Source organism: Bacillus thuringiensis (assembly GCF_001182785.1).
In the GTDB taxonomy this organism is placed as follows: domain Bacteria; phylum Bacillota; class Bacilli; order Bacillales; family Bacillaceae_G; genus Bacillus_A; species Bacillus_A thuringiensis_S.
This window is the reverse complement of the sequence record NZ_CP012100.1, coordinates 234,062-258,173: the sequence shown is the minus strand read 5'-3', so window position 1 is coordinate 258,173 and position 24,112 is coordinate 234,062. Positions and strand designations below refer to the sequence as shown.

Genomic DNA, 24,112 nt, shown 5'->3' with positions numbered 1-24,112 from the left:
TTTTTTATTTTAACGGAAAAGAGAATTTAAATACACTCATTTTAAATTATTGAATTCCAAAGAACTTTTAATGAAAACGCTATTTTATTAGAAAAGGGGAATGGATATAAATTTATTAGAGCAATACATTGAAGAAGTGATCAGTGAGGAACCGTACACTGAGGAATGGACAAAAGATTTTGATAAAAAATTTGTAAAGGTAAAGTTGGTTACCAATTGCTATGTTCGGAAACGCAATGAAGACCCAATTTTTGATGTTGATAAATGGGAAAAGGTAAAAGAACAAGGTTATTACATGGGATAAGTAAAAAAGCAGCTAGCAATAGCTAACTGCTCATATAAGGGAATCGGAGAAAGATAACCATGTGTCCATATTATTAAGGGAATATTAAGTTTTTATTCAAAGGGTAGAGGGAAATAGAAGAAAGAAAGGAACCAAAAATGTATCTATGGCATGTTACGGGTGGAACAAAGAAAAACGATGTGTAGAGTTCCAACTATTAAGAAATGAAGAGATATTTGTAATGCCAATGTATAAGAAGGATGTAAGAAGCATGGAACAATTTTTTCTGATTAATGAAAAACAACTGAACAAAATAATCTTTTTAACAAAAATGAGGAATAAAGATGAGACAAGGAAACCGCGGAATGGCGTTTGAAAAGCTTATTAACCTATCGAATGAAATGTATCAAAGAGGGGGAGTGTTTGATGCTTACTGCTATATTAAGAAGTTTAGCCTTAGAGTACGGAATCAGTGTTTTGTTATAGGACCACTATACAATTTTTAAATTACTCATTAAAAAGTCGATTTTTTAACGTACAGAAAATCTACTTTTTATTTATAGAATTTAGATTAGCGTAAGAGATTTACTTATTGTTGGTGTTATTTTTAGTGAAGGTTTTATTTATATTCTAGGTTTTTTTAGCATAAAAACACCTCAACTGTTGTTAACTTTATGCTTCTTATTAAAATTTTCGGCCAATTTATAGGTAAAGTGACATCCACTTTGGTTTTAACTAAATTTGTAATAAATTTCTCAATATAGATAGACTACTAAATTACGACTCTAATATTCAAAATTAACAAAAAAGAAATTATAATATAAATATGATGGTTATCAGTTGGTTTACTCCTTGTGCTAAAGATAAGATCGTGTTCCCGGATCTTATCTTTTTCTTTTTTGATTTTAGATACAAAAAGAAATCCTTAATAGCTTAAAACTCCGTCCTCTATGTAGCATATTAAAGTAGTAAAAATTGCTTGGAGGGAAACGTTTGGACGGGAATTAAACGTACTAGAAAATATAAAACAAAGAGAACTAAATGAGTTATTTAGTAAGATACATCCGAAGCAATGTAAGATACAAAGAGGACATAGGGAGCTTCTTCGGAAATAACATAGTTATGAAAACAAAACCACTTGAAGGTAGCCCGTGTTTATCTAAAACATTGGCAAAACAAATAGAGGATTTTAGGATGTAGAAAATGCTTACTAAAAAAGGAGAAGAGATTATGTCAGAAGCTTTTTATATAAATATTGGTGATTACGAGAGACCTACAGATATATTGCGGATGCTTGGACATCCTATGCGTTTGATGATAGTTCGAGAATTAATTTCGAAAGGGCCATTAAATGTATCCGAGTTACAGAAGTTACTACGTGTTCCACAATCTACAATGTCACAATAATTAGCCAAGTTAAAACAGTTTAAGATGGTTTCCTATGAGCGAAAGGGAAATGAGATATATTATATAGTGAGTGATGAGAAAGTGATTGAGAGCATGAAGGGAATAGAACGTTTGCATCAATGAACGTAAGAAGACATGGAAAACCTCGTAACGGTATGAGAAGAATAGGGGGTGAACTCGTTGGAAACAAAATTTCAAGCATTTCAAAAGGACAGAGGTAGAAATATGCTAATTTTCCAGGAACAATTGTTACAAGAAGCATTTCAAAAGAGGAAGGATATCACATTAATTCTGGTCAAAGGATTACATATAAAAGGAATAATAAGAGGATATGATACTTTTTCTATTTTAATAGAATTTGAAGGGAAGCAACAGCTTGTATATAAACACGCAATCTCCACGATTCGATTCTAAAATAAGTAGCCCAAGGATATCACGTTCGAGCATTTTAAATAAACACATTTACAGGTACCTGAAACTCTGAGCAAAACAACTAAGGTACGCCAGCATTTCGGTAAAAAACCATGCTAAGAGTATACAAAGTTTTATAAAAAAAATAGGAAAACATAGGGAAGCCAAAAGTCGCTCTAGAATAGGAATGTATAAAAAGGTGCATAGAGTCACAGAAAAAGAAAAAGGCGAATCTCTTCTGAGAGTAAGGGGACACCTGTTTCTTCGCTACCGATAATTAGACGTTATGTTAACCAAATGTATATAGAATATACATGGTTCTTTGTTCAACAGTCAGGTTGAACAAAGAACTCTAATTTAAATAATGCTTCTTATTCTTCCGTAAAGAATGCTTTTCGCTCTGTAGCAATCCAATTCTCCAAATTGTCTTGGCTACGTCGGACAAGTCGATTCACTAAAACATCATGCCATACATAATCCTCTAATAAGTATATATGAACGGGGTCATCTGTATAAAAAGCAATATTACGCTTTTCAAGTGATGGTCCATAAATCATCTCTTTAGAATCTATCGATACAATAAACCAATGTTCTGTAGACAGGGTTTCTGTATAAGGTGTTATGCGATGGGCTTCTAGATTTTTAATGGGATTTTCAACATGCAGGGTAATACCTTGTATTGTAACTTTATCAGCTACTTCAGATAGATCTTCTTTTAACGCTTCATACATCTCATCCCACATTGAAATGACAATACGTCGTTCTGCTTTTTTTATTAATGCCTGACAATAGCTAATGATTGTTTTATTGTCTTTTAAAGTAATGACTCGATTATCCGTTTTTTCCTCGGAAGTTTCTAGTGTTTTTAATGAATCACTGATTCCTTCATAAGTAGACTGCCATTCTGATTGCGCCTTCTGTAAAAAGATTTCAACAGGCAGAGGTGAATAGCGAGTGGTGTCATTTATTTCTTCCCTCATGACAATTCCTTTTTCTACAAGGTTACCTAAAATCTCATAAATTCGCGCTCTTGGGACACCTGAATCTTTACTTACTTGGTAGGCTGTGACAGGCCCTTGTTTAACAAGAGATACATAAGATTTAGCTTCATATTCATTGAAACCAATTTTTTTAAGCTGTTGCACTATGTAGTCCACTTTTTTCGTCCTCCGATGTTTACTTTTATATTTTAACGTTACAATAACTGTTTACATTTAGCAAATTATTAGTTACTATTCTGATAGTGACTAAAGGAAGGTTGATAATATGGATTTTTACTTAGACCCATCAGTATTAATTATTTTGATTGTTTTTGGATTTTTAGCTTCATTTATTGATTCGGTTGTAGGTGGTGGTGGACTAATTGCTTTGCCAGCTTTATTATTTACAGGGCTGAATCCAGCAAGTGCAGTAGCCACGAATAAATTAGCATCGACAATGGGGTGTGTAACTAGTAATATTGTGTTTTATCGTTCTGGTAACCTGGATTTGAAATCAGGATTTAGATTATTCCCACTCACTTTTATAGGTTCCATAATAGGTGCATGGACCGTTCATTTAATGAACCCAGAGGTACTGAAGCCATTGATGCTGATCATGCTTGGTGCTGTTGCTATTTATACGATATTCAAAAAGGATTGGGGTAGTATTTCCACTCATAAGAAATTGTCTGGTCGACACTTCATTATTTTTACTGTTTTTGTTTTTGTTATTGGTTTTTATGATGGATTTCTAGGTCCTGGCACAGGTTCATTCTTAATGTTTTCGCTTTTATTTATTGGGTATGATTTTTTAAAAGCAGCAGGTAATGCGAAGTTGCTTAATTTAGGAAGCGATATTGGTGCATTGTTAATGTTTATGTATGTAGGACAAGTAAACTATGCGTATGGTTTCATAATGGGAGTTGCACAAATTGCTGGAGGGATTATCGGATCCAAATTTGCTATAAAAAAGGGAAGTGGGTATGTTCGTGCCCTTTTCATAACAGTAACTTGTTTATTATTAGCAAAAAATATTTATGATTATATTCAATAACTTCTAAAATTAACTTCCTATATCGAGAATTATGTGAAATATGCCCTTTTATAAAAACTATTAAGGTAGGATTTTTATTTTTGGATATATAAACCATTTATTTAAAGGTATAATATGGTTTATATTCTATGGACTGGGGTTGAATGAGTGAGTATTATAAATACAAAAGGTAAAATTAAAAAAACAAAAAGAAAAGTATTACTAACTATAATTACTATGTTAGTAATTATAATTGGATTTGGATATTGGAAATTTTTTAGTTTGCAAGGTGTTCCAAAAGGTGAATTAATTCGAACAGTGAAATCTCCAGATGGAAAATATCTCATTAAGACTTATTTTCATAATGCAGGATCATTAAGTGCGGATGCTGTTAGGGGTGAATTAGTTAACCTTGATACAGATTCAGAGAAAAATATATATTGGAACTATCCAGATACGGATCCATATATCCAATGGGTAAATAAGAATATTGTTAGAATTGGAGATCAAACTTTAGATATTTCACAGAAAGAAACCTATGATTGGCGTGATGATGATAAGCACGTTAAAGAAATGCCTAAACAATTTATTAGATAAAACAAGAAAAATTAAATTTATTCAATTTTATTTGTTTAACCATAGATAGGATTATATGAGTGAAAAGTCCCTTTAGATCTTCTAAATGGACTTTTTTTAGGTTTCTAGATACGACTACTGATAAATTGATGTTATATTAAGAAGTCTCGCTACATCGTCATCAAGCTTTGAAACCGATGGTTCCCCAAAACGAAAAAACGAGCTAACTTCTCATAGTTAACTGTGGAGAGATAATAATTTTGTTTTGTGAGTCCTTCAAAATATTGAAAAAATGGAGATGGTGTTATTTGTTGTTTAAGTTGATGACTCTAAGATACCAGTTTAATTGACCTGATAGCGATGTATCCGTACTCCTAAAAAATTCACCTTTGGCATCAGGGAAATTAAATAGGGTGATAATTATTACAAGTGGATTAGGTTTCTTGTGAATTTTAAATTAAAGGTCTTATCCAAAGTTGAGAAAAATCCACATATCCAAAATATTTCATCTTAATATTCGTTAAATCTGATGAAAAAGGAATTTGACGTGTATCATAGTATAAGGGAATCATAATAGAGGATTCTATCAGTTCTTTTTCAAGATTCTCATTTAATGAAGCCCACTCCTCAAAATGTGTATGTTTGTATTTAGAAAGGTGTTTTCTTAGTGATTTATTTGTTTTTACAACCTTAGCCAATGGTGAATATCTAGCTGTTAAAAAATAATAAAATGATATCTCTTGATTCATCTCGAATACTTCACCATGAATAAAGAGATCGACTTGTTCATTAAGTTTTTCATCCCTAAGATAGTTTTCAAATGGAACCCATTTAACTTGAAAAGGTATATTTTCTTTTTCTAAGATATTCATTAACCATTTTGTTGTCGCTTCTATATACTGAGTAGCTTTTATAATAAGTGGTTCTTTAAATTCGGGACGTTTTCTTTTTGGAATATTGATTTGATGATCTATGTCTTTCAAACAGCTTTTAATATTTGGGATTTTTCGGGAATCATATCCATGAATATGATTCATATTGTTAGCGATAATAGAATGTAAGTAATTACGAACATCTATGTGTTGAATTGAGGAATTACGCCAAGCATTCATAATTATAACACCGAAACCTGAATTCCTTTCTACTTGAAAGGTAGAATTACATTTATGGTGTTTGGAAGATTGATAAATAGTATCAAATTCTAGAGGGACCTGAATAAATTCTACTGTATCTAGCAAAGGTCTTTCTTGAAAATAATTATGAAATGCTATCAATGATGTTTTCTCCAGGTTATTCTCTCCTATATAAAAACCACCGGTTCCTATGATTTGGCCGTTATTTTCTTTATAAATGCTTGTATTTATCATGCATAACATTTGTAAACAATAACTACAACTATCTGGATAATGTATATCAATAATTAATGGTGATACAATCTCTATTTTTTCTATGGGTGCCCATAAGTCTTTATAGTATTTATGACTACGTAGTTTTGAGAGACATAGTTTCACGTCAGCCGCTGTTAAGATGGATCCATCATGAAATTTTATAGACTTTTTTAAATATAGTCTAAGCTTAGATTGAGTTAAATCCCAACTGTGAGCTATTTCAGGGAATATGTTCCCCTTTTCATCCATATAAACAAGTCGATTGAAAACGTTCGCGACAATATGTGCACTATGTACATCGGTAGCCTCGAGCGGGTGTGTTGTTAAAAAGGGCTTTATTCTAGGAATAATTAATTTATCATCCGAATTATGTATATAGCCAAATTTTGAATGAAACTTAGTCATCAAGCGTAGTTTACTGTTTGGAGACCAATTATATAGTAAATATTTACTACTTTTTTCAACAGGTTGTTGATCCATAATTTCCATTACTTGTGACTCATAGATTTGTTCTATATTTTTCAACCATTGGAGAGAGGAGGAATTTCCTCTACCTTTTCCAGAAATGAAAGACAGCCAACCTTCATCCATCCATTTATGTAAGTAACGTACTGTTTGCTTTGTACTTAAATTTAAAAAATCTGCTAGGTCTTGTATTTTTATATTTCCTGAAGAAAATGATTGCCATAGATTCAGTAAATTTTTATCCATTTTCCTATCTCCTTTTAAAAATGGACATATTTTTCTGAATATGTCCATTTTTAGTTTGATAAGTCTAGTTTAATATAACATTAGACAAAGGGAGGAGATACGATAAATTGGAAAGACTTTAAGCAAAATATAAAAGTACGCTTAATTACATCGTTTTTTAATCGTGCTGTTACATCAGCAGTAATGCCTTTCATGGCATTGTTTTTTGCTCAAGAAATAAATAAAGTATGGGCTGGGTTATTTTTAATCTTAACGGTTATTTTAAGTTTTTTTTCAAATTTAATTGGAGGTTACATTTCAGATCGCTTTCAACAAAAGAAAATCTTATTGTTAACTTCTTTTTCTAGTACTTGATGTTTTTATTCATGACTTTAAGCTTATATCCTACAGATAAGATGATTTGGTTATTTGCAATCGCTTATGTAGGTTTTATAATAACTAGCAGTCTTGGGCGCCCATCCACAAGCTATTATCATAGACTCAACTACACCAGAAAATCGAAAAGCTGTTTATACAATTGACTATTGGCTTATGAATATTTCTATGGCAATTGGTGCAGCATTAGGTGGTCTTTTATACATTAATCACCAAAAAGAGTTGTTTATATTACTGACTTTTGTTTCTGCTACATTACCGATTGCTTATAAAATTTGGCTAGTTGCAGAAGTTAAAGAGTGCTTAGAAAAAAGGCAGGGAAATATAGTACTTGATCTAATTCAAAACTATAAAGTTGCTATTCGAGATAGAGCATTTTTAAGAGTTGTGATAGGGTCTACCCGCATATTTGCGGCAGAGTTTTCTTTAAACAGTTATATTGGTGTACGACTTTCAGAAACATTCAATTCAATAAGCACTGGGAACTTTGAAATAGTAGGAGTGAGGATGCTAAGTATTCTTAACATACAAAATATGCTTTTAGTAGTATGTTTAACGTTTATTATAAATAAATTTACAGATCATCTAAGTGAAAAAAAGTGTTACTTTTAGGTCTTGTGTTCTATGGTGTAGGCTATGTGACAGTAACATTTGCAAACACTTGGTATGTACTGATTATTTTTAATTTTATTGCCACTGTTGGTGAACTTGTCTACTCTCCAATCAGAAATGCAGAACAAGCTAATATGATTCTGGCTGATAATAGAGGATCGTATTCAGCTTTTGCAGGTCTATCAGATATTGGTGCGGATCTAATTGCAAGAGTGACTCTTATCGTCGGTACATTCATGGTTCCTACGTTGATGTCTGTTTACATTAGTATCTTCTGCTATCCTATTATAGAATCTATTTTGAACGTAAGAAATTTTTATTGTGTAGGATAAAAATATAAAGAAGAGTGAAAGGGGGGGAATAGATAAGATATATTTATGTGAAAAACAAACTAGTCATAAGAGTGTTCTAAGGAAAAGAAGTAATTTTTGGGGTTAACATATTTGTAAAAAAAGAGGTATTCACAGTTTGTTAGGACAAAAATAAGCATTATGAAGATAATTACGAATTCCATGTTGTCCTTTTGTCATTGATGGAGAGGATAGCTGTGTAATTAATACGAAACAACAAGCAACCACTCATACAATATGAATAGAGGAGAGAAATACCTTATGAAAACACGTAGTCAAATTACATTTGTAAAAGCAGAGCCCACTCAAAATGTATCTAGTTCGTTACAAACAAGCACTCAACGAGATCGTAATCCCGTCAAGCAAGCAATGCGTGATATCTTGAAATTTGGAATCCCAGGGATACTTGCTAAAACTTCCGAGGATGGGAAAACGTGGAGTTATGCGGCCGGAGTAGCGGACCTGAGAACCAAGAAACCAATGGAAACAGATTTCCGCTTTCGCATCGGCAGCGTGACGAAGACGTTCACCGCAACAGTTGTATTTCAATTAGCCGAAGAGAACCGCTTGAATCTAGACGACTCTATTGAAAAATGTTTGCCTGGTTTCATTCAAGGAAACGGGTATGATGATAAACAGATTACTATCCGGCAATTATTGAACCACACAAGTGGTATCGCTAATTACACAATGTCAAAGGATTTTAATATCATGGATACAAAAAAATCTTATACTACTGAAGAATTAGTAAAGATGGGAATATCCATGCCTCCAGATTTTGCTCCAGGAAAGAGCTGGTCGTATTCAAATACAGGATATGTATTACTAGGAATTCTTATTGAAAAAGTAACTGGGAACAACTATGCGGAAGAGATTGAAAATCGAATTATTGAACCACTTGAATTAGCGAATACATTCTTACCTGGAAATTCAAGTGTCATTCCAGGAACCAAGCATGCCCGTGGATATATCCAATTAGACGGAGCAAGTGAGCCAAAAGATGTTACTTATTATAACCCAAGTATGGGGAGCTCGGCCGGAGATATGATTTCTACAGCTGATGATTTAAACAAATTCTTTTCTTATTTACTTGGGGGCAAATTACTGAAAGAACAGCAACTAAAGCAAATGCTTACAACAGTCCCTACAGGAATAGATGAGCTTGGCGATTCCGGGCTTGGAATTTTCAAAATTATTCTTCCAAACGGTGTCTCGATATGGGGACACTCAGGTGGCATTCCAGGGTTCAGTACTTTTGCTGCAGGCACACTTGGAGGCAGACATACGCTGGCCGTCAATTTGAACAGCCTTAAAGCTGATAGTCCTGATCCTTTTAAAAATATTTTACTTGCTGAATTTAGCAAGTAGGCAAAAAGGAAAACCGGATAAATTTTGTCATAGTTTTTATAGTTAAATATATACCTTTTTGGTTCAAAAACCCCAAATTACTCTAAAAAATGATTTTGGTATTTTGGGAATTTTGATGGAAACTCAATGCTATTAAACTAATAGGGGTCACCATATCATTTCAGGAAAATTGTACGTTTAGACCCATTTTTGGCACAAAATAACCGATTCCTTGTACAATTAAGGAACCGGTTATTTATTTTATATTAATGCAGAATAACTAAAATGGTTCAAGAAGATATTATGCTTTCGCCAGAAAGTATTATGATGGATACGATAATTTAGATTTAAAATATCGTTACTAGCGATGTGATCATGCCCTTTTTTAGAGTCATACTATTAGTATATCCAAGATTAGGAGATTACTTGCAAGAGTCTTGGAAGTATTGTAACCGTGCTGTGTTATACTTCTAAAGTACTAACATTTCATGTAGGACTTATAGATGTCGGTTTGACATATGAAATGTAAAATCAATCTGTTATTTTGAGGATTCAGGCTACCATTATTTAAACTAACATTCACACTAAAAGAAGTACAGGGAGGAAGGTATATCTATTAAAATAGTGAGGTATACCAAATTAGAAATGAACATTAAATTTAATAAAAAAGTAGTAGCATTCACGGCAGGATTAACGGTATTATCTTCACCATTGGTATCGTTTGCAGAGGAACAACAATTAGTAAACAATAAACAACCTACAAACGTTCAGGAACAAAGTAAAACAACATCAGATGAACAGGCATTAAAAAGTATTGAAGCTAGTTTTAAAGAGGTAGACGGACGTGGTGGAGGTACTGTCGACAATAAGAAAGTAGATAGTCTTCAACGTTCAGAAGGTATTCATGAAGAAACAGGTACATTAACTGTTCCTAACAATTCAAACAGAACAAAACGTAGTCTGTCTCCCATATCACCTAGCACCTCTAGTACAATAAATGGTGTTCCATTCACTGAATGGATTGTACCAGCAGGTAACGATAATATTCGTCCTCAAAACTATATGAGTCCAAAGTACATTACAATTCATGAGACTGATAATACAAGTGTAGGAGCAGGTGCTAGAAACCACGCCCAATACCTATATAACCAAGCAGTAGGCAACACAGACCGAGCTGCATCGTGGCACTTTACAGTAGACGATAAAGAGATTTATCAACACCTACCATTAAACGAGAACGGATGGCACGCAGGAGACGGTGATGGTCCAGGTAATAGAGAATCTATTGCAATTGAAATCGCAGTTAACAGTGACGGTAACTATAGTAAAGCAGTAGATAATGCTAAGAAACTTGTAGCTTATTTAATGAAAGAAACTGGTGTACCGTTAAATAACATTGTAAAACACCAAAGATGGAGTGGTAAAATATGTCCTGCTAATATGATTAATAATGGACAATGGGATGCATTCGTAAATGGTGTTGGTGGGTATTATAATAATCTTTATCAACCAAAAGATGACATTACTGGAGGTTGGTATGAAGAAGCTATACGAGAGTTAAATAGAAGGGGTATTATGGTAGGGGAAGGAAACGGAGTTTTCTCACCTAATAGAGCGATAACAAGAGCCGAATTTGCTCAATTAATCTCTAAATCTCTAAACCTGCCAGCTGGAGATGCTTCATTTAAAGACCTAAATGATGCAAACTCAACTTTACGAGATGGTATTAAACGTGCTGCAAGTGCAGGTATCATTCTAGGTAGAGGTGATGGTTATTTTGACCCAAACACACCTATTACAAGAGAAGAATCAGCAATTATTGTAAACAAGGCTTTACAGTATAAAGGTATATGGGGACCAGTTGTAAACCTACCATTCTCAGACAAAGACCAAATTATTTATAAAGAAGACGTACAAAGACTTTATGGCCTAGGTATTGTAAGAGGTAAAGGTGACAATCAATACGACCCTAAAGGAACAACAACTCGTGGTGAAACAGCAGCATTCATTCTAAATATGCTACAAGTAATTGAAAATGGTAGTGTTGAAAAGATAATTGGAACGGCTCAAATTAATGGCATTGGGGTAAATGTTCGAAGCGGATCAGGTACAAACTATTCTATTGTTAGAAAGACAAGTAAAGGAGAAAAAGTTACAGTATATGAAGAAAAGAATGGCTGGCTAAGAATTGGAACAGGTCAGTGGATTTATTATGACTCTAGTTATATCGACTATAACAGATTATAAAAGACTAAATAGTTAAAAGAACAGGTCATATTTGGATATATAACATAATCTCAGGTTGTGGAGAAAGTCTTCTTCACAACCTGTTTTTGTGTCTGGCCCCTTCTTTATCTACCAATACTGATAAAAAGAGGAAAAGGAGAGATTCATTATGATGGGTGCATCGAAAAATCAGCGTGTATACAATTTAAAAACTAATGTTTTTCTAATAATTAAGTAGGGATCACCGTACATGCCTATCCAACTCATATTTTGAAATACCTCAAAACGAAAAAATGGGCTTTTTTGTTACAAGTTAGCACAAAATTTCGTTCTGGGGGTACTATAAAATTTTAGCTTGATAGCGATGGGGTCCCGCCACACATCTATCAACTTAAGGTATATTTTTATACAAAATGCGGCCCTTCCATATAGTTTTTTATTATCTTTTATAGATATTATAAAAGTGGGCATATCAAATAAACCCTGACGGGTTTCAATTTTTTCACTATGCTATCTGTTGAGTAGAAGTGGTATACTCATACACAACACCCAAAATATCAAAGACTGTCTTTTTCTCATATCGATGAGATTTTCGTCCGTTGTGCTGTAGGAGGTTAAACAGACGAAGGAGAACCTTTGATAATTCTTGGGTGTTTTTGTGTAATGCTTGATGAAAAAGTAAGAAATAATCTTTAATCATGTACATCGCTTTATATTCACTTAATTCTTTCTGTTTCTTACGTAACAGAAGTTCTCTCATTTTAAACATAGTAGAAGAACATAATAGAATACTAATGAGTTGACCATAAAGATGACATTCTAACCGCTCTTGTTTAATAGATTTACAACGATGAATTTGAAACCAAGATTTCCATACTTTAAATAACAGCTCAATTTGCCAGTGTAGTGAATATAAATCATAGATTTTCTCTTTTGGTACCCATTCCGTAGGAATATTTGTCATATATACCGTAATTCCTTGTAAAAGTTTCGTACGCTCTGTATATGTAATCCCTTTTTTCTTTTCGCGAATCGCTCGATCGTGTAGGCGTTTCTGTTTTTGTTCCTCGGTACATCTATAAACCACAATGCGAGTAGGCAGTTTGTCTTTACTCCCTACATATACATCATGTAATTCATATACTTGGCCAGGTTGTAATTGTTTCATGATGTCTTCCAAATGAATTTGTATATATACCGGTTTCAATTGAGCGGGTTTTGTTTTAAATACTACTGTTTCAAATTCCTTTCTATATATTTTAGTTGGTAACTTAAGACGTGATAAATAATATCCCTGCTTATCTTGAATAGACTTAAAGTCTTGTAGACGAAAATATCCTAAGTCACGAATATATAGTTCATTCTTTTGTGCCATGCCTGTTCGAGTTGCACTATATGCCTGATCACTTCGTTTTCCTGGTTCAATTTCCACATCAGAAAATTTTCCACTCAACAAGTCATACTCTAGTTGAATTTTCACACCAGCTGTATGACTACATCCTCCGGCACCAGGATAAGTAGTTGCGAATCGATCTGGAACTTGGAAGGTTGTAGAATCAAGGACGAGAATCCGCTCAAAATAAGAAGAAAGAGAATGAGAAATCTTAGATTCTCCTCCAATTTTAGCTTGTAAAAGTGTAGTAAATACAGTTCGGAAAAAGGCTACAGAAGCCGAGTTAAATCGTCGATTAAGTCCCTCCGGACTTAATAAAATTCCTGTTGAAGTTTCTAATTGACTACAAAGTTGAGTAAGAGAGGTAGTAGCGATTTGTTGATTTAACCATACACACAAAGATAAGAGGTGGTGCCCGTGGCACTTACGTTTTCGTTTCATTCCGCCTGCTTCTGTAGCTAATTGATTAAGTGTAGCGGGAGACATATATCGATATAACTCTTCGACAAATAAAGATAACTCTTGTTTTTGATGCATATTCATAAAAAGCACGTCACCCTTTCTCATTAACATAAGAGAATAGTAACGTGCTTTTAGCTTCAAAAATAGTCTAAATCCTTAAGTTGATGGATGTGGGGTAGTACCACATCGCTATCAAGCTAAGCTCATACAACGTAAATTATAGTAGAAGCTGCTTCTGTTTTCTAAAGGCTATGTGTAGAAAATTGAAAGATTTGCATACGAAATAAACCCTAACGGGTTTCCTTTTTTGAATTAAGCCGTTTGATTATCAGACAGGGTACAATTGTAAACGACACCTAATATATCAAAGACTGTTTTCTTCTCATACCGATGAGATTTCCGCCCATTTTGTTGTAGAAGGTGGAAAAGTTCTACAAAAAAGAGTATCCCTACTTTTTTAGATAGGAATACTCTTTTTTGTATTAGAATAATTTACACTTTTATTTTTTTGCAGCAATATAGTATAAAGCCCCTTGTTTACCATTTATTATTCCTTCAAATTGATATACAGGCTGTTGAAAATCTTTTGTATCTGAATAAGATGATAATGTACATTTTGTAATAGTTATTGTATCTCCTTTTTTTAAAGGTGTTAGCGGTAAAAATTCTCCACGTTTTAATTTTTGGAATGCTTCTTTTGAAGAGATAACTTCTATATCTTTAATCTTTATTTTTTCTGGATAATTATCCTTAACCTTAATTTTATAAACAGGCATTTTTTTAGAATCTGCATCTAATGATATAGATGTTTTCATAGTAATATCAGACATATCCATTTTAGTTTCTGGGTTAATACGTAAATTACCAAATTCTTGCATTTTGTAGGAAATAATAATTCCCAATGTTAACAAACAAACTATTACTGGTAAAGATATATATTTAACAATTTGTTTAAATGGTGCTGATTGTTTATCTAAAAAAACAATCAATAAATTACTTATACAATATCCAAGCATACCTCCTAAGGTGTTATGTAATACATCGGATATATCTATACGTCCAATATCTGTTACAAATTGAATTATTTCAATAAAAAAACTTGTACTAAATACGACTAATAATACTGACCCTGCTCTTTTGAAAAAATTACTAATTAAGGGTAACAAAAATCCTACTGGAAAAAGTAAAGCAAGATTTATAATAATATCTTGAAAAGAAACAAGTGAAAAATTATTCCAAGCAACTCTATATCCACGTAAAATATCAAAATTAATTATCCCTTCAGGCCGAATAATATTTTCACGACCAAATAAAGTTCCAGCTAATACAATAAGGTAATATCCTATCAATAGTGTAATCAAAACAATTTGTTTTTTTTTAAATGAATATTTCCCTTTATATATTCGTTTATACAAAACAAAATAACCTAAATTCAACAAAATGGGAACCAATAAAAGTATTATTATACTAATAATACTTAAACTTCCTAATGTAGAATTGATAAAATTCATATAATACCTCCATACAATAACAATATATGTTTTAATTTAATTGAATAATAAAATATATAAAATACAAATATAATTAACCTGTAGTGCTATTTGGTTATGAATATTATGTTTTCCTTTACCTTTTCATTGTGATATTTAGCTACGCACCATGTGGTTGTGCTTCCCCTTTTGTAAGGACATACATATCTTTTTCTTTCACTAATGGATTAAATCTATCTACTATATCTCCTCCTGCATAAGTTAATAATCCACCTCCTACAACAACTAATCCTGAAACTGCAATCAATGCTTTTTTCATCTTTCATTTCCACCTTTCTTTTTCTTATATGATTAAGTGTGATTTTATTCATTTTTTAACGAATTCCCCGAAAGAATTCACCTTCCTCAAGCGTGTGAAGGGCGTAGCCCAACGGTAGGTGGGAGGTGAATATCGGTTTGGCATTGCCAAAAACTTTTGATAAACTAGCTATATGAAGTTCTTTGATAACTTGATATAGGAGGTTGCAGGAAGAAAATAGAGTGCGAAAACCAAGCCATTCGGTTCCTGTGTAAAATATCAACCGTACCAAAAGAGCGTCCAAGCGTTGGACATCTAGGAGTGGAACTGAGAAGCTCCCACTTCAAGCTTTGCTAAGTGGCGAGTAGTTCACGTTTAAATAAGAATGACCTTTAACACATTTCCAAGTATAAAGAGCATTTCTTAATAAAAAGTGGGGGAGCTTCTTAAGATTTTCTTAACAAACAGTTTCACATTGTAAAAAAGACCCCTTCCTTTAAGAGAAAGACTTATATCACTATATAAATCATAGGGGATTGTTTGCATATGGACTTTAGTTTTATGTACAATAAAGGTAAATATATAGTCTGAAACAGGAAAAGGAAAACCATGTCCAATTCATTAGTAAATTTACGTATCGATTTTGCATTTAAGCAGTTATTTGGCACAAATGGGAATGAAGATATTTTAGTTGCCTTTTTAAATGCCATATTAAAAGATTCTTTAGAATCACCTATTGTTTCCCTACAATTAGAAGATCCACATTTGCTTCGAGAATATGAAGAAGATAAATTATCGATTTTAGATATTTCGGCTACATTAAATACAGGAACAAAGGTAAATGTAGAAATACAATTGAATAATAATCACGATATGATCAAACGCAGCTTGTATTATTGGGGAAGGTTATACACCTCTCAATTGCAAAAAGGAATGCCTTATAGCTCCCTTCACAAAACAATTACCATAAACTTGTTAAACTTTGTGATGTTTCCAGAATATGAAGCGTTTCATACAACAGGAATCCTTTGGAATCAGCAATATCAAAAGTTATTAAGTGACGATATAGAAGTTCATATTGTAGAGATTCCAAAGTTACTACAGCAATGGCGCGAAGAGAAAGTTAATCCGTGGGAAGATTCGTTTGTTCGTTGGTTATTATTATTACAAGCGATTGAAGATGAGTATCTCACACAAACATTGGAGGACATTGCCATGAACCAAGATCCGATTTTACAAAAAGCAATGAATAAGTGGGAACGTATGAGTCAAGATTCTTCTTTCCGTCAAGCATATGAAGCAAGAGAAAAGGCCTTAATGGATGAGGCTGCAAAGTTTGCTCATGCTCGTAATGAGGGGAAAAAAGAAGGAATTCAAGAAGGGGTTCAGCAAGGAAAAATACAGATGATTAAAGGTATGCATGAACTTGGTGTACCACTTGAAACGATTGCTAAAGCCAGTAAATTAGGAATAGATGAGGTTGAACGTATTTTAGAACAAAAATAATCAACATCAAAAAAAGAACCTCTTAATTTTAAAAGAGTAATCCCAACCGTTATAAAAATAACAAATTAAATTTTTACAAAAGAAAACAACCTGTATAAAAACAGCTTGTTTTCTTTTATGGTTCTGGTGCAAAAATAAAACAAAAGAGAATAAAGCGCATAGATTCCTAACGAAATTGTATCTTATGCTGAAAGTCCAAATAATTGATAAAGATCGTTTAATTGGATTTGTTGCTATTCATAGTATTGAATGGAAAAACTGTACGGGACTCTTGTCCATAGGGAGTGGAGAATCCTCTAATCGAAATAAAGGTTACGGATCAGATGCTTTGAAGCTGATACTTCGTTATGCTTTCCATGAATTAAATTTGGATCGAGTTGGTTTGGAAGTGATTGAGTATAATGAAGGTGGAAAAAGGTCGGTAATATATCGGGACGGAAAAAGATTCGATGTTATTGTTATGGGAGTCTTGCACAATGATTGGAAGGCTATCCAGAGAAAGGGTAATACGGGAAAGTGATATTGTAAAAGTTTCTTATTTTTGAGGAGATCTCTAAGGGTTTATGTAGATTTGAAATTAAGTCATTTGGATGCATATCCTCCTGTAATCCATCGATTTATTTAATTCCCCCTGAAAATAAAGGTTGTAAGTGACGTTACGTCACCTATTATATTTAGGTTATATCATAAAAAGAAGGAAGAATGATAAATGAAGAAAAAGGACATGAATTGGAAGGACCAAGACCCTTGGGGATTAAAAGAATTTCTATTAATGATGCTACTCGAATTTGTATTTGTTATAGGATGCATAAAATTCTTAGTAAAACCTATTTATTTTCAGTGGTTTAACAATGAGTTATATTCAGGAACTTTAACAGGATTAACAATCGCGATTGTTTTAGTTTTAGGTGTATATTTTATGGTCCTTCGTCCAAAGAAACTTTCTTGGAGCGAAGTGGGAATTAGGTCGTTCTCTATAAAGAGCTGGAAATTTATTCTCTTATTAACTATTATGTTACTAGTTGGTGATGTAATAGTAATGGTGCTTACTAGCTTTATTGGGAATTCTTATGAGAACAGTAAAACTGAGGCGATACAGCAAAGTGTAAATTTCTTCACTGTTCTTATTGCTTTCGTTTCTGCGGCGATCATTTCACCGATATATGAAGAGATATTTTATCGTGGTTTTTTATATCGATGGCTACGTACACGTTTTGGTATGATAGGGGCTATTTTGCTAAGCTCATTAATCTTTACAATTGTCCACATTCCAACTTATAATGCGATGCCTGTAAACTTCTTGAGTGGTATAGTCTTTGCATGGGCGTATGAACGAACCAATTCAATTTGGCCGTCAGTTATCATTCATGGTCTAACTAATGGAATTATGGTTCTGCTGACAGCGATGGGATAGTAGAAGTTTGTTGTACGTAGGTGAAGTATCTTTAGATAGTGAACTATATTCAAAAATAACTATCGGGGAGCTGTAGTTGAATAAAAATAATCAAACTTTTTTATAAAATTACTATACTAATTAATAAGCAAAGAAACCATTTGGATCAAACTTTTTTCAAAATGGTTTCTTTTTATTTATCATAAATTAAGGGTTTATGAGGTATTTTTAATCAAACTTTATTCGAAACCTACAGTAGTAATTACAACAAGTTCTCTTTGTTTTTCTAATAAAATCGAAAGTAAACTTTTACCCAGTAGTTTACTTTCATACTATTGATTTTTATACGTGTTTGGTAAAAAAATCAATAGTATGAAAATAAAAACTATACGGAAATCTAGTTCAGTATAGTAAAGTTCATATGAAAAATCCCTCTTTGCTATCTTCCCCAAAAAAGAATTATTGCTTCGAACATTATAAACTGTATTTTCAGAAACATTGCAAGCGTGTAAGACAAATGAAAGGTAATTCAATATGAGAAAAACAACCTTACTACTACAATGAAAAATAGAAACATGAATAAAAATCATGTGTTACGATATGAAATTTAATTTGGTACTTAATAATTTTGACCAAGTATCCCAGTTTCAATAGGAGAAGCCGAAACAGATCAGTTGTGAATTGTACATGACTTGTATTAAAAAAATCATAATGTGGGCAGATATCTTCTATCAAATCTCATTCGTAGTGTGTACATTTGGAGGGAATTTCTCATATGAAAATAGTAAAAGTATATGATCTTAGTAAAGAATATACAGGAAAGGTTCCACATACAGCACTTTCAAATATAGACTTAACAATTACGGAGGGGGAATTTGTTGGGATAATGGGACCTTCGGGAAGTGGGAAAACAACATTATTGAATATGATTTCTACTATTGACTCGCCAACATCAGGCAGTGTATGTATTCATAATCAAAATCCGTATCAACTCTCCTCCGATGATTTGGCCTTATTTCGCAGACAACAATTAGGATTTGTTTTTCAATCCTTTAATCTGCTGCATACTTTAACAGTAAAAGAGAATATAGTTCTTCCGCTCGTATTAGATGGCATCAATGTGAAAAGAATAAATAAACGAGTAGAATCTATTTCGGAAAAATTAGGAATCAACGAAATTTTAAATAAGCGAACATATGAAATATCAGGAGGGCAAGCACAGCGAACAGCGATTGCCCGTGCACTCATTCACTCTCCTAAATTGGTTCTTGCTGATGAGCCGACAGGAAACTTAGATTCTAAAGCCTCTCAAGATGTGATGGAACTATTAACACTATTAAACAAAGAAGAAAAGGCAACAATGATGTTAGTAACGCACGATCCAGTTGCTGCAAGTTACTGTGACCGCATAATTTTTATTAAAGATGGCCAGTTATACAATGAAGTTACTTGCAAAGATAATCGTCCATTATTTTATAAAAAAATTATGGATAGTCTTTCTATGTTAGGGGGGAATAAACATGACTTTTCGACAACTCGCATTTAATAATGTTTTACGAAATAAAAGAATATATCTTGGTCATTTTTTTAGTAGTACATTTGCGGTATTGATTTTTTTCACTTATGGGCTACTTGTCTTTCATCCGAACCTACAAGGTGAGCTGACTCATCTAAGTACCATCATGAGTGCATTTGGAAAAATAGGATTTCATTTATCCTATTACTTAATCTTTGTTTTTTCTTTCTTATTTATTTTCTATTCTGTTAGTGCATTTTTAAAAAATAGAAAAAAAGAGTTTGGATTATTAATGTTACACGGAATGTCTAATAAGCAGCTTCATCGATTAATTTTCTTCGAAAATATGTTGATTGGAATCCCTTCAATCATAGTAGGTATTGGACTAGGAATGGTTTTTTCTAAATTGTTTTTATTAATTAGTGGGTCTTTATTAGGGATAGAGCAAACGTTAGCATTTTACTTTCCAATCAAGGCAATGGTAGTAACAGCAATGTCCTTTTTGGTTTTATTTCTACTTATTTCTTTGTTTACATCAAAAATGGTGAAAATGAATGAACTTGTAGAACTCATAAAATCAGATGAAAAACCAAAAACTGAGCCAATAGTGTCTGTTTATATATCCTTGTTGGTACTTATTTTATTGGGAGCGGGTTATTCCTGTGTTCATCACAGTATCGCTGCGGTGGATTACATGACTTTAAAACAACTATTCTTACTCGTAGGAGTAGGAGTCGTATTCATTGTATGTGGGACCTATTTCTTCTTTACTCAATTGTGTGTATATGTGTTATCCGCTTTAAAAAATAGAGAAACTACATTCTTTAAAACAACCAATCTCCTTGTTATTTCAGAATTAATGTATCGCATGAAAGATAATGCGAGAACCTTTTTTATCGTATCAGTTATATCTGCAGTATCTTTTACAGCAATTGGAGTTTGTACGGCTATTGCAAATCCTGAATTGGCTAAGCATGAGACTCCATATGCATTTACCTATCGTTCAGATAAGGGGAATATAGAAGAAAAAGCTCATATTGAAGAAATAAAGAAACAATTAGAGGAATCTGGATTTTCATATAACCTTGTAGCAACAGAATTTAAAAGGACATTAGACGGATTGGCTTTGATTAATCTTTCTGCGTATAATGAATACGCTAAAAAATTAGGATATGAAATAGAGAAACTAACAAATGAAAATGATAGCATTGCTATACGACTTAATAAGAAAGAGAAAAGTACAGAGCATCTGAAATTTTTTGAAATAAATCATGGTGAACTCGAGATTCCACTTTTTGTACAAAAAACAGTGTATATCCCAGAGTTAGCCATGATTGATAACCCTGTTATTGTTTCTGATGCTGTTTATAATAAGGTCATACAGGTTCAAGAAGAAGGCGTACTCCGAGATTACACGATTTACGGTTTTATCGTTAAAGATTGGTCTGAAACAAGTGCGATTTCCATAAGTCTTAAGAAGTTCATTGGTACGAATCAAGAAGATTATTATAAGTTTTCATCACTGTATTTAAGATGGATTGAAATGAAACAACAAAATGGATTACTTTCTATTTCAAGTGTAATGGTGGGCATTGTATTTTTCGTATTTACGCTAAGTTTTTTATATTTTCGTCTATTTACTGATTTAGAACGTGATCAAGTGCAATATGAAATGATCTCAAAATTAGGTTTAAGTCAAAGAGAGTTAAAGCAAATTGTGACAAGACAAATGATGTTACTATTTTTCCTGCCGATAGTAGTGGCGATGATTCACAGTAGTTTTGCATTTCTAACGTTTCATCAATTAGGACAAACAGTAAGCAGAGAAATGTCTGTTTTACAAAGCTCAATTGTAGTATTAGTAAGCTTTATTTGCATTCAAATGATTTACTTCTTTATTATTAGACACCACTATTTAAAACGCATACGTACAAAAATGTATTCATATAATAGATAGGCAAATATTAAAGGTGCATACTCAATCATTAAATTTGATTGGGGATGCACCTTTAAATTGTTGGGGAATATATCCAGGTTAATGAGGAACACAAGGAAAAAGATAATTAAAGCCAACCTATAAATAAAAGTAGCTAGTAAAAGCTAACTGCTCTCCAAATGGAATGAAGTGTGTATTTATATTATGACTTAGCTGCCCATTGTTCTATTTCAATTTTAACATCTGATAATCCTAATTCTGAAATGTATGCAATTTTCATTGCTGGATGTTTCGTTAATTTGGTCTCTCATACGGATGATACCGGTAGCATATTTACTCTTTGCAAGGAATGTGACTTTATGACACCGGAGCGATAGGAAGTTCAATCAAATCACGCAGAAACCACGCAACTTACTTCATACACAACCAGAATAATCTCACGGTGAAGAGAGAATAGTTGACGATCTACCAAGAGGCATTCGTGCTTCTTTTTTTAATAAAAGCATGATAAACTCTGATACATCAATAAAAAACGAATGTAAAATCTATTTGATTTATCACTCGTTTTCATGTTTTGTTTTGATAAAATGAAATATGGTTAAGGCATTATAAATAAATAGAAAAATCATGAATGCCAGCATAGGGAGTTTCATGTTTAATTTTTGTTTCTAGATTTTGCAGGGTGTACTCTTGCCATACTTCTAAATGATTCGTATCCCATGATTGATTAAATAGTTGATACAAATAAATCTCTCTTAATTTCAAGAAGGTTGGGATTTGTTTAATTGTATCCTTATGTAGGCTATTTTCTGTTTTATATCCCTTGAAGAAATTACGCATAAAACTATCACAAAAAGTATGTGTATTGCCATTGAAGGAGTTGTGCTGCCAATAAGCATGATAGAAAGCTACTGCAAGATCCTGTGCAAACCAATTGTAAGAACAATCATCAAAATCAATAATGGTTATAAATCCTTTCTTGTCCATAATTAAGTTTCCCTGATGATAGTCATTATGGATAAGGCCGAAATTGTCAGGCGTTATGTTATCGGATGTGAGATTGTTAAGTAACTTATCATATTTTTCTCCAATCCACGGAATTAGGTTTTCTCTAATATTAAAGACATCAGGGTTATCATTACGCCAAGCAGGACGGTGTATGCTTTCAAATTTGTGAATTTTTGATATTGCATGCATTCTCCCTAAACTTTTACCAAATTGTTTAAAAGTTACTTCATTCCAGTGTGATTTATTTTTAACATCAATTGAATCGCCTGGAATATATTCAAAATTTGTCTTAACTCGTTCTCCTTCATACGCTAATGGGAGTATAACCTTTGGAACAGGTACACCTTTATCATGTAGAAAACCCATCCACTCTATTTCTTGCATTACCATCTCTTTCGTTTTACTTTTTGGGGAAATCCTGACTACGCTGTTGTGCTCTTTGTTATGAAAAATATCGTTATGAAAACCTCCATTTAATCTAACCCGATTTTCTGTCATTTTGTATGCCCCTTTACCTCTCAATTTACAAAGATGCATTTCTAAAACAGTGGGATTGTAAACATATTTAGATTGCTTAGTGCAAACTAAAACGTATCTGCAGTTTCTAATACTTGTCATATTTTCCATTATTACAGTTTACATACCTTTCCCTTCATTTACGCTTAATTATATAAATGAATTAGATCTACTAATGCAATACATAATTAAATCCTTTTATTTTTCTTTTCCTATTTATAATGCGAGATCAACGATCCTTGTTTTCTAAAAAAATCACTTTCCAGCAGCTGAAAATTTCTTTTTTCTTTGCTTTCATTATTTATACTATTATGTTGTTATTTTTAGCCGTACTAATATCTTTTACAACATTCAAAGGAACATCTCATCCTACTGGGAATGAAGGAATTACTAATATGCTTCACAAAACCCCTGGGATTGCAATTCAATTAATCGGAGAAAACATTATGTTTGTATCTATATTGTTCTTTTGGCATAAGATCATACGCTCCTTCAAAATAAGCCCCATAGCTTCTATCACAGCCTCTTTAATATTGTCTGGAAGCTCATTTGGATTACTCCATCTCTCTACGTATAACTATAATTGGGTACAATGTTTAACTATCATTGGAATACCGGCTATCGCTCAAATGATTTTCTTTCTAATATTTAATAATATTCATATGGGATACATACTTCACTTCAATTACAATTTAATCATTATACTTTTTAGCTATATAGCTTCAATTTAAAATAATTTACCACTAAAAATAAAAGAAAAGGTACCCCTGCTGCAAGGTACCTTTTCTAAGGGGTATAACTCATTAGCTAAGCGGCCGTTGGTCAAGTATACCGCTTAGACTATTACATGAGTTATGTTTTTATTATACATTGATCATATCAAAAATATTATCAT

At 32.7% G+C, this 24,112-nt stretch carries 17 protein-coding genes and 4 pseudogenes; 15 read left to right on the top strand and 6 right to left on the bottom strand.

The annotated features are described in order from the left end of the window. The first annotated feature begins 100 nt into the window (after window positions 1–100). The 4 genes and pseudogenes from AC241_RS28350 (at window position 101) to hfq (ending at window position 2,104) form a co-directional block, all read left to right on the top strand. Window positions 101–304, top strand: coding sequence for a hypothetical protein (locus tag AC241_RS28350; RefSeq protein ID WP_000354041.1), 204 nt, complete (start codon window positions 101–103; stop codon window positions 302–304). A 323-nt stretch (window positions 305–627) separates the two neighbouring features. Continuing rightward, window positions 628–705: pseudogene (locus tag AC241_RS34430) on the top strand (Holliday junction resolvase RecU); the annotation flags it as partial. Window positions 706–1,513: 808 nt separating this feature from the next. Beyond that, window positions 1,514–1,813, top strand: a pseudogene (locus tag AC241_RS28340) (ArsR/SmtB family transcription factor). A 57-nt stretch (window positions 1,814–1,870) separates the two neighbouring features. Next, entirely contained in the window at window positions 1,871–2,104 is a 234-nt protein-coding gene (gene hfq, locus AC241_RS28335; protein WP_050845135.1) for an RNA chaperone Hfq, read from the top strand. A gap of 368 nt (window positions 2,105–2,472) precedes the next feature. On the opposite strand, the gene AC241_RS28330 is transcribed toward hfq, so the two are convergent. Next, on the bottom strand, window positions 2,473–3,258 hold the full coding sequence (locus tag AC241_RS28330; RefSeq protein WP_050845134.1) for a TrmB family transcriptional regulator: 786 nt from the start codon (window positions 3,256–3,258) through the stop codon (window positions 2,473–2,475). Window positions 3,259–3,367: 109 nt separating this feature from the next. On the opposite strand from AC241_RS28330, the gene AC241_RS28325 reads away from it, so the two are divergent. Together AC241_RS28325 and AC241_RS28320 are read left to right on the top strand one after the other, a co-directional pair. Continuing rightward, on the top strand, window positions 3,368–4,135 hold the full coding sequence (locus AC241_RS28325) for a TSUP family transporter (protein ID WP_050845133.1): 768 nt from the start codon (window positions 3,368–3,370) through the stop codon (window positions 4,133–4,135). A gap of 147 nt (window positions 4,136–4,282) precedes the next feature. After that, window positions 4,283–4,711 (top strand): DUF5412 domain-containing protein, encoded by a 429-nt coding sequence (locus tag AC241_RS28320; protein ID WP_050845132.1) that lies wholly within the window; start codon window positions 4,283–4,285, stop codon window positions 4,709–4,711. A 431-nt stretch (window positions 4,712–5,142) separates the two neighbouring features. Here AC241_RS28320 and AC241_RS28315 read toward each other — a convergent pair whose 3' ends face one another. After that, complete coding sequence (locus tag AC241_RS28315; protein ID WP_050845131.1) at window positions 5,143–6,789, bottom strand: ABC transporter substrate-binding protein; 1,647 nt, start codon at window positions 6,787–6,789, stop codon at window positions 5,143–5,145. Between the two features lie 102 nt (window positions 6,790–6,891). Between AC241_RS28315 and AC241_RS28310 the strand changes: the two are divergent. From AC241_RS28310 to AC241_RS28300, 3 genes and pseudogenes are all read left to right on the top strand, one after another. Then, window positions 6,892–8,048: pseudogene (locus tag AC241_RS28310) on the top strand (MDR family MFS transporter); the annotation flags it as partial. A 339-nt stretch (window positions 8,049–8,387) separates the two neighbouring features. After that, window positions 8,388–9,494 carry a serine hydrolase domain-containing protein gene (locus AC241_RS28305; RefSeq protein WP_230690630.1) on the top strand — a complete coding sequence of 369 codons (1,107 nt, stop codon included), beginning with the start codon at window positions 8,388–8,390 and terminating at the stop codon, window positions 9,492–9,494. Between the two features lie 624 nt (window positions 9,495–10,118). Beyond that, the gene (locus AC241_RS28300) at window positions 10,119–11,720 is read left to right on the top strand and encodes an S-layer homology domain-containing protein (protein WP_050845383.1); all 1,602 of its coding nucleotides are present in this window, start codon (window positions 10,119–10,121) and stop codon (window positions 11,718–11,720) included. 484 nt (window positions 11,721–12,204) lie between these two features. On the opposite strand, the gene AC241_RS28295 is transcribed toward AC241_RS28300, so the two are convergent. From AC241_RS28295 to AC241_RS34950, 3 genes are all read right to left on the bottom strand, one after another. After that, window positions 12,205–13,635, bottom strand: a complete 1,431-nt coding sequence (locus tag AC241_RS28295) for an IS4 family transposase (RefSeq protein ID WP_050845129.1) — start codon at window positions 13,633–13,635, stop codon at window positions 12,205–12,207. Window positions 13,636–14,054: 419 nt separating this feature from the next. Further along, window positions 14,055–15,065 (bottom strand): VanZ family protein, encoded by a 1,011-nt coding sequence (locus AC241_RS28290; RefSeq protein ID WP_050845128.1) that lies wholly within the window; start codon window positions 15,063–15,065, stop codon window positions 14,055–14,057. Window positions 15,066–15,204: 139 nt separating this feature from the next. Then, window positions 15,205–15,363 carry a hypothetical protein gene (locus AC241_RS34950; protein ID WP_196303440.1) on the bottom strand — a complete coding sequence of 53 codons (159 nt, stop codon included), beginning with the start codon at window positions 15,361–15,363 and terminating at the stop codon, window positions 15,205–15,207. Window positions 15,364–15,951: 588 nt separating this feature from the next. Between AC241_RS34950 and AC241_RS28280 the strand changes: the two genes are divergently transcribed. The 5 genes from AC241_RS28280 to AC241_RS28260 all read left to right on the top strand — a co-directional run bounded on the left by AC241_RS28280 (window position 15,952) and on the right by AC241_RS28260 (window position 21,714). Then, window positions 15,952–16,848 carry an Rpn family recombination-promoting nuclease/putative transposase gene (locus AC241_RS28280; protein WP_050845126.1) on the top strand — a complete coding sequence of 299 codons (897 nt, stop codon included), beginning with the start codon at window positions 15,952–15,954 and terminating at the stop codon, window positions 16,846–16,848. A 184-nt stretch (window positions 16,849–17,032) separates the two neighbouring features. Beyond that, on the top strand, window positions 17,033–17,368 hold the full coding sequence (locus tag AC241_RS28275) for a GNAT family N-acetyltransferase (protein WP_327906758.1): 336 nt from the start codon (window positions 17,033–17,035) through the stop codon (window positions 17,366–17,368). Window positions 17,369–17,557: 189 nt separating this feature from the next. Beyond that, window positions 17,558–18,262: a CPBP family intramembrane glutamic endopeptidase gene (locus tag AC241_RS28270; RefSeq protein ID WP_050845125.1), complete on the top strand. Its 705-nt coding sequence runs from the start codon at window positions 17,558–17,560 to the stop codon at window positions 18,260–18,262. 754 nt (window positions 18,263–19,016) lie between these two features. Beyond that, complete coding sequence (locus AC241_RS28265; protein WP_050845124.1) at window positions 19,017–19,787, top strand: ABC transporter ATP-binding protein; 771 nt, start codon at window positions 19,017–19,019, stop codon at window positions 19,785–19,787. Beyond that, window positions 19,762–21,714 carry an FtsX-like permease family protein gene (locus AC241_RS28260; RefSeq protein WP_050845123.1) on the top strand — a complete coding sequence of 651 codons (1,953 nt, stop codon included), beginning with the start codon at window positions 19,762–19,764 and terminating at the stop codon, window positions 21,712–21,714. The genes AC241_RS28265 and AC241_RS28260 overlap by 26 nt, the downstream gene beginning before the upstream one ends. A gap of 585 nt (window positions 21,715–22,299) precedes the next feature. Here the strand turns inward: AC241_RS28260 and AC241_RS28255 are convergent. Continuing rightward, on the bottom strand, window positions 22,300–23,199 hold the full coding sequence (locus tag AC241_RS28255; protein WP_050845122.1) for a phosphotransferase enzyme family protein: 900 nt from the start codon (window positions 23,197–23,199) through the stop codon (window positions 22,300–22,302). Between the two features lie 193 nt (window positions 23,200–23,392). Between AC241_RS28255 and AC241_RS35920 the strand changes: the two are divergent. Then, window positions 23,393–23,948 (top strand): annotated as a pseudogene (locus AC241_RS35920) (hypothetical protein). Window positions 23,949–24,112: the final 164 nt, after the last annotated feature.

Excerpts from the sequence above, each read along its gene's own strand:
- AC241_RS28280 (WP_050845126.1), top strand. The coding sequence starts at position 15,952 with ATGTCCAATTCATTAGTAAATTTACGTATCGATTTTGCATTTAAGCAG.
- AC241_RS28265 (WP_050845124.1), top strand. The coding sequence starts at position 19,017 with ATGAAAATAGTAAAAGTATATGATCTTAGTAAAGAATATACAGGAAAG.
- AC241_RS28325 (WP_050845133.1), top strand. The coding sequence starts at position 3,368 with ATGGATTTTTACTTAGACCCATCAGTATTAATTATTTTGATTGTTTTT.
- AC241_RS28270 (WP_050845125.1), top strand. The coding sequence starts at position 17,558 with ATGAAGAAAAAGGACATGAATTGGAAGGACCAAGACCCTTGGGGATTA.
- AC241_RS28255 (WP_050845122.1), bottom strand. The coding sequence starts at position 23,199 with ATGACAGAAAATCGGGTTAGATTAAATGGAGGTTTTCATAACGATATT.
- AC241_RS28350 (WP_000354041.1), top strand. The coding sequence starts at position 101 with ATGGATATAAATTTATTAGAGCAATACATTGAAGAAGTGATCAGTGAG.
- AC241_RS34950 (WP_196303440.1), bottom strand. The coding sequence starts at position 15,363 with ATGAAAAAAGCATTGATTGCAGTTTCAGGATTAGTTGTTGTAGGAGGT.
- AC241_RS28315 (WP_050845131.1), bottom strand. The coding sequence starts at position 6,789 with ATGGATAAAAATTTACTGAATCTATGGCAATCATTTTCTTCAGGAAAT.
- AC241_RS28275 (WP_327906758.1), top strand. The coding sequence starts at position 17,033 with ATGCTGAAAGTCCAAATAATTGATAAAGATCGTTTAATTGGATTTGTT.
- AC241_RS28290 (WP_050845128.1), bottom strand. The coding sequence starts at position 15,065 with ATGAATTTTATCAATTCTACATTAGGAAGTTTAAGTATTATTAGTATA.
- AC241_RS28305 (WP_230690630.1), top strand. The coding sequence starts at position 8,388 with ATGAAAACACGTAGTCAAATTACATTTGTAAAAGCAGAGCCCACTCAA.
- AC241_RS28295 (WP_050845129.1), bottom strand. The coding sequence starts at position 13,635 with ATGAATATGCATCAAAAACAAGAGTTATCTTTATTTGTCGAAGAGTTA.
- AC241_RS28260 (WP_050845123.1), top strand. The coding sequence starts at position 19,762 with ATGACTTTTCGACAACTCGCATTTAATAATGTTTTACGAAATAAAAGA.
- AC241_RS28300 (WP_050845383.1), top strand. The coding sequence starts at position 10,119 with ATGAACATTAAATTTAATAAAAAAGTAGTAGCATTCACGGCAGGATTA.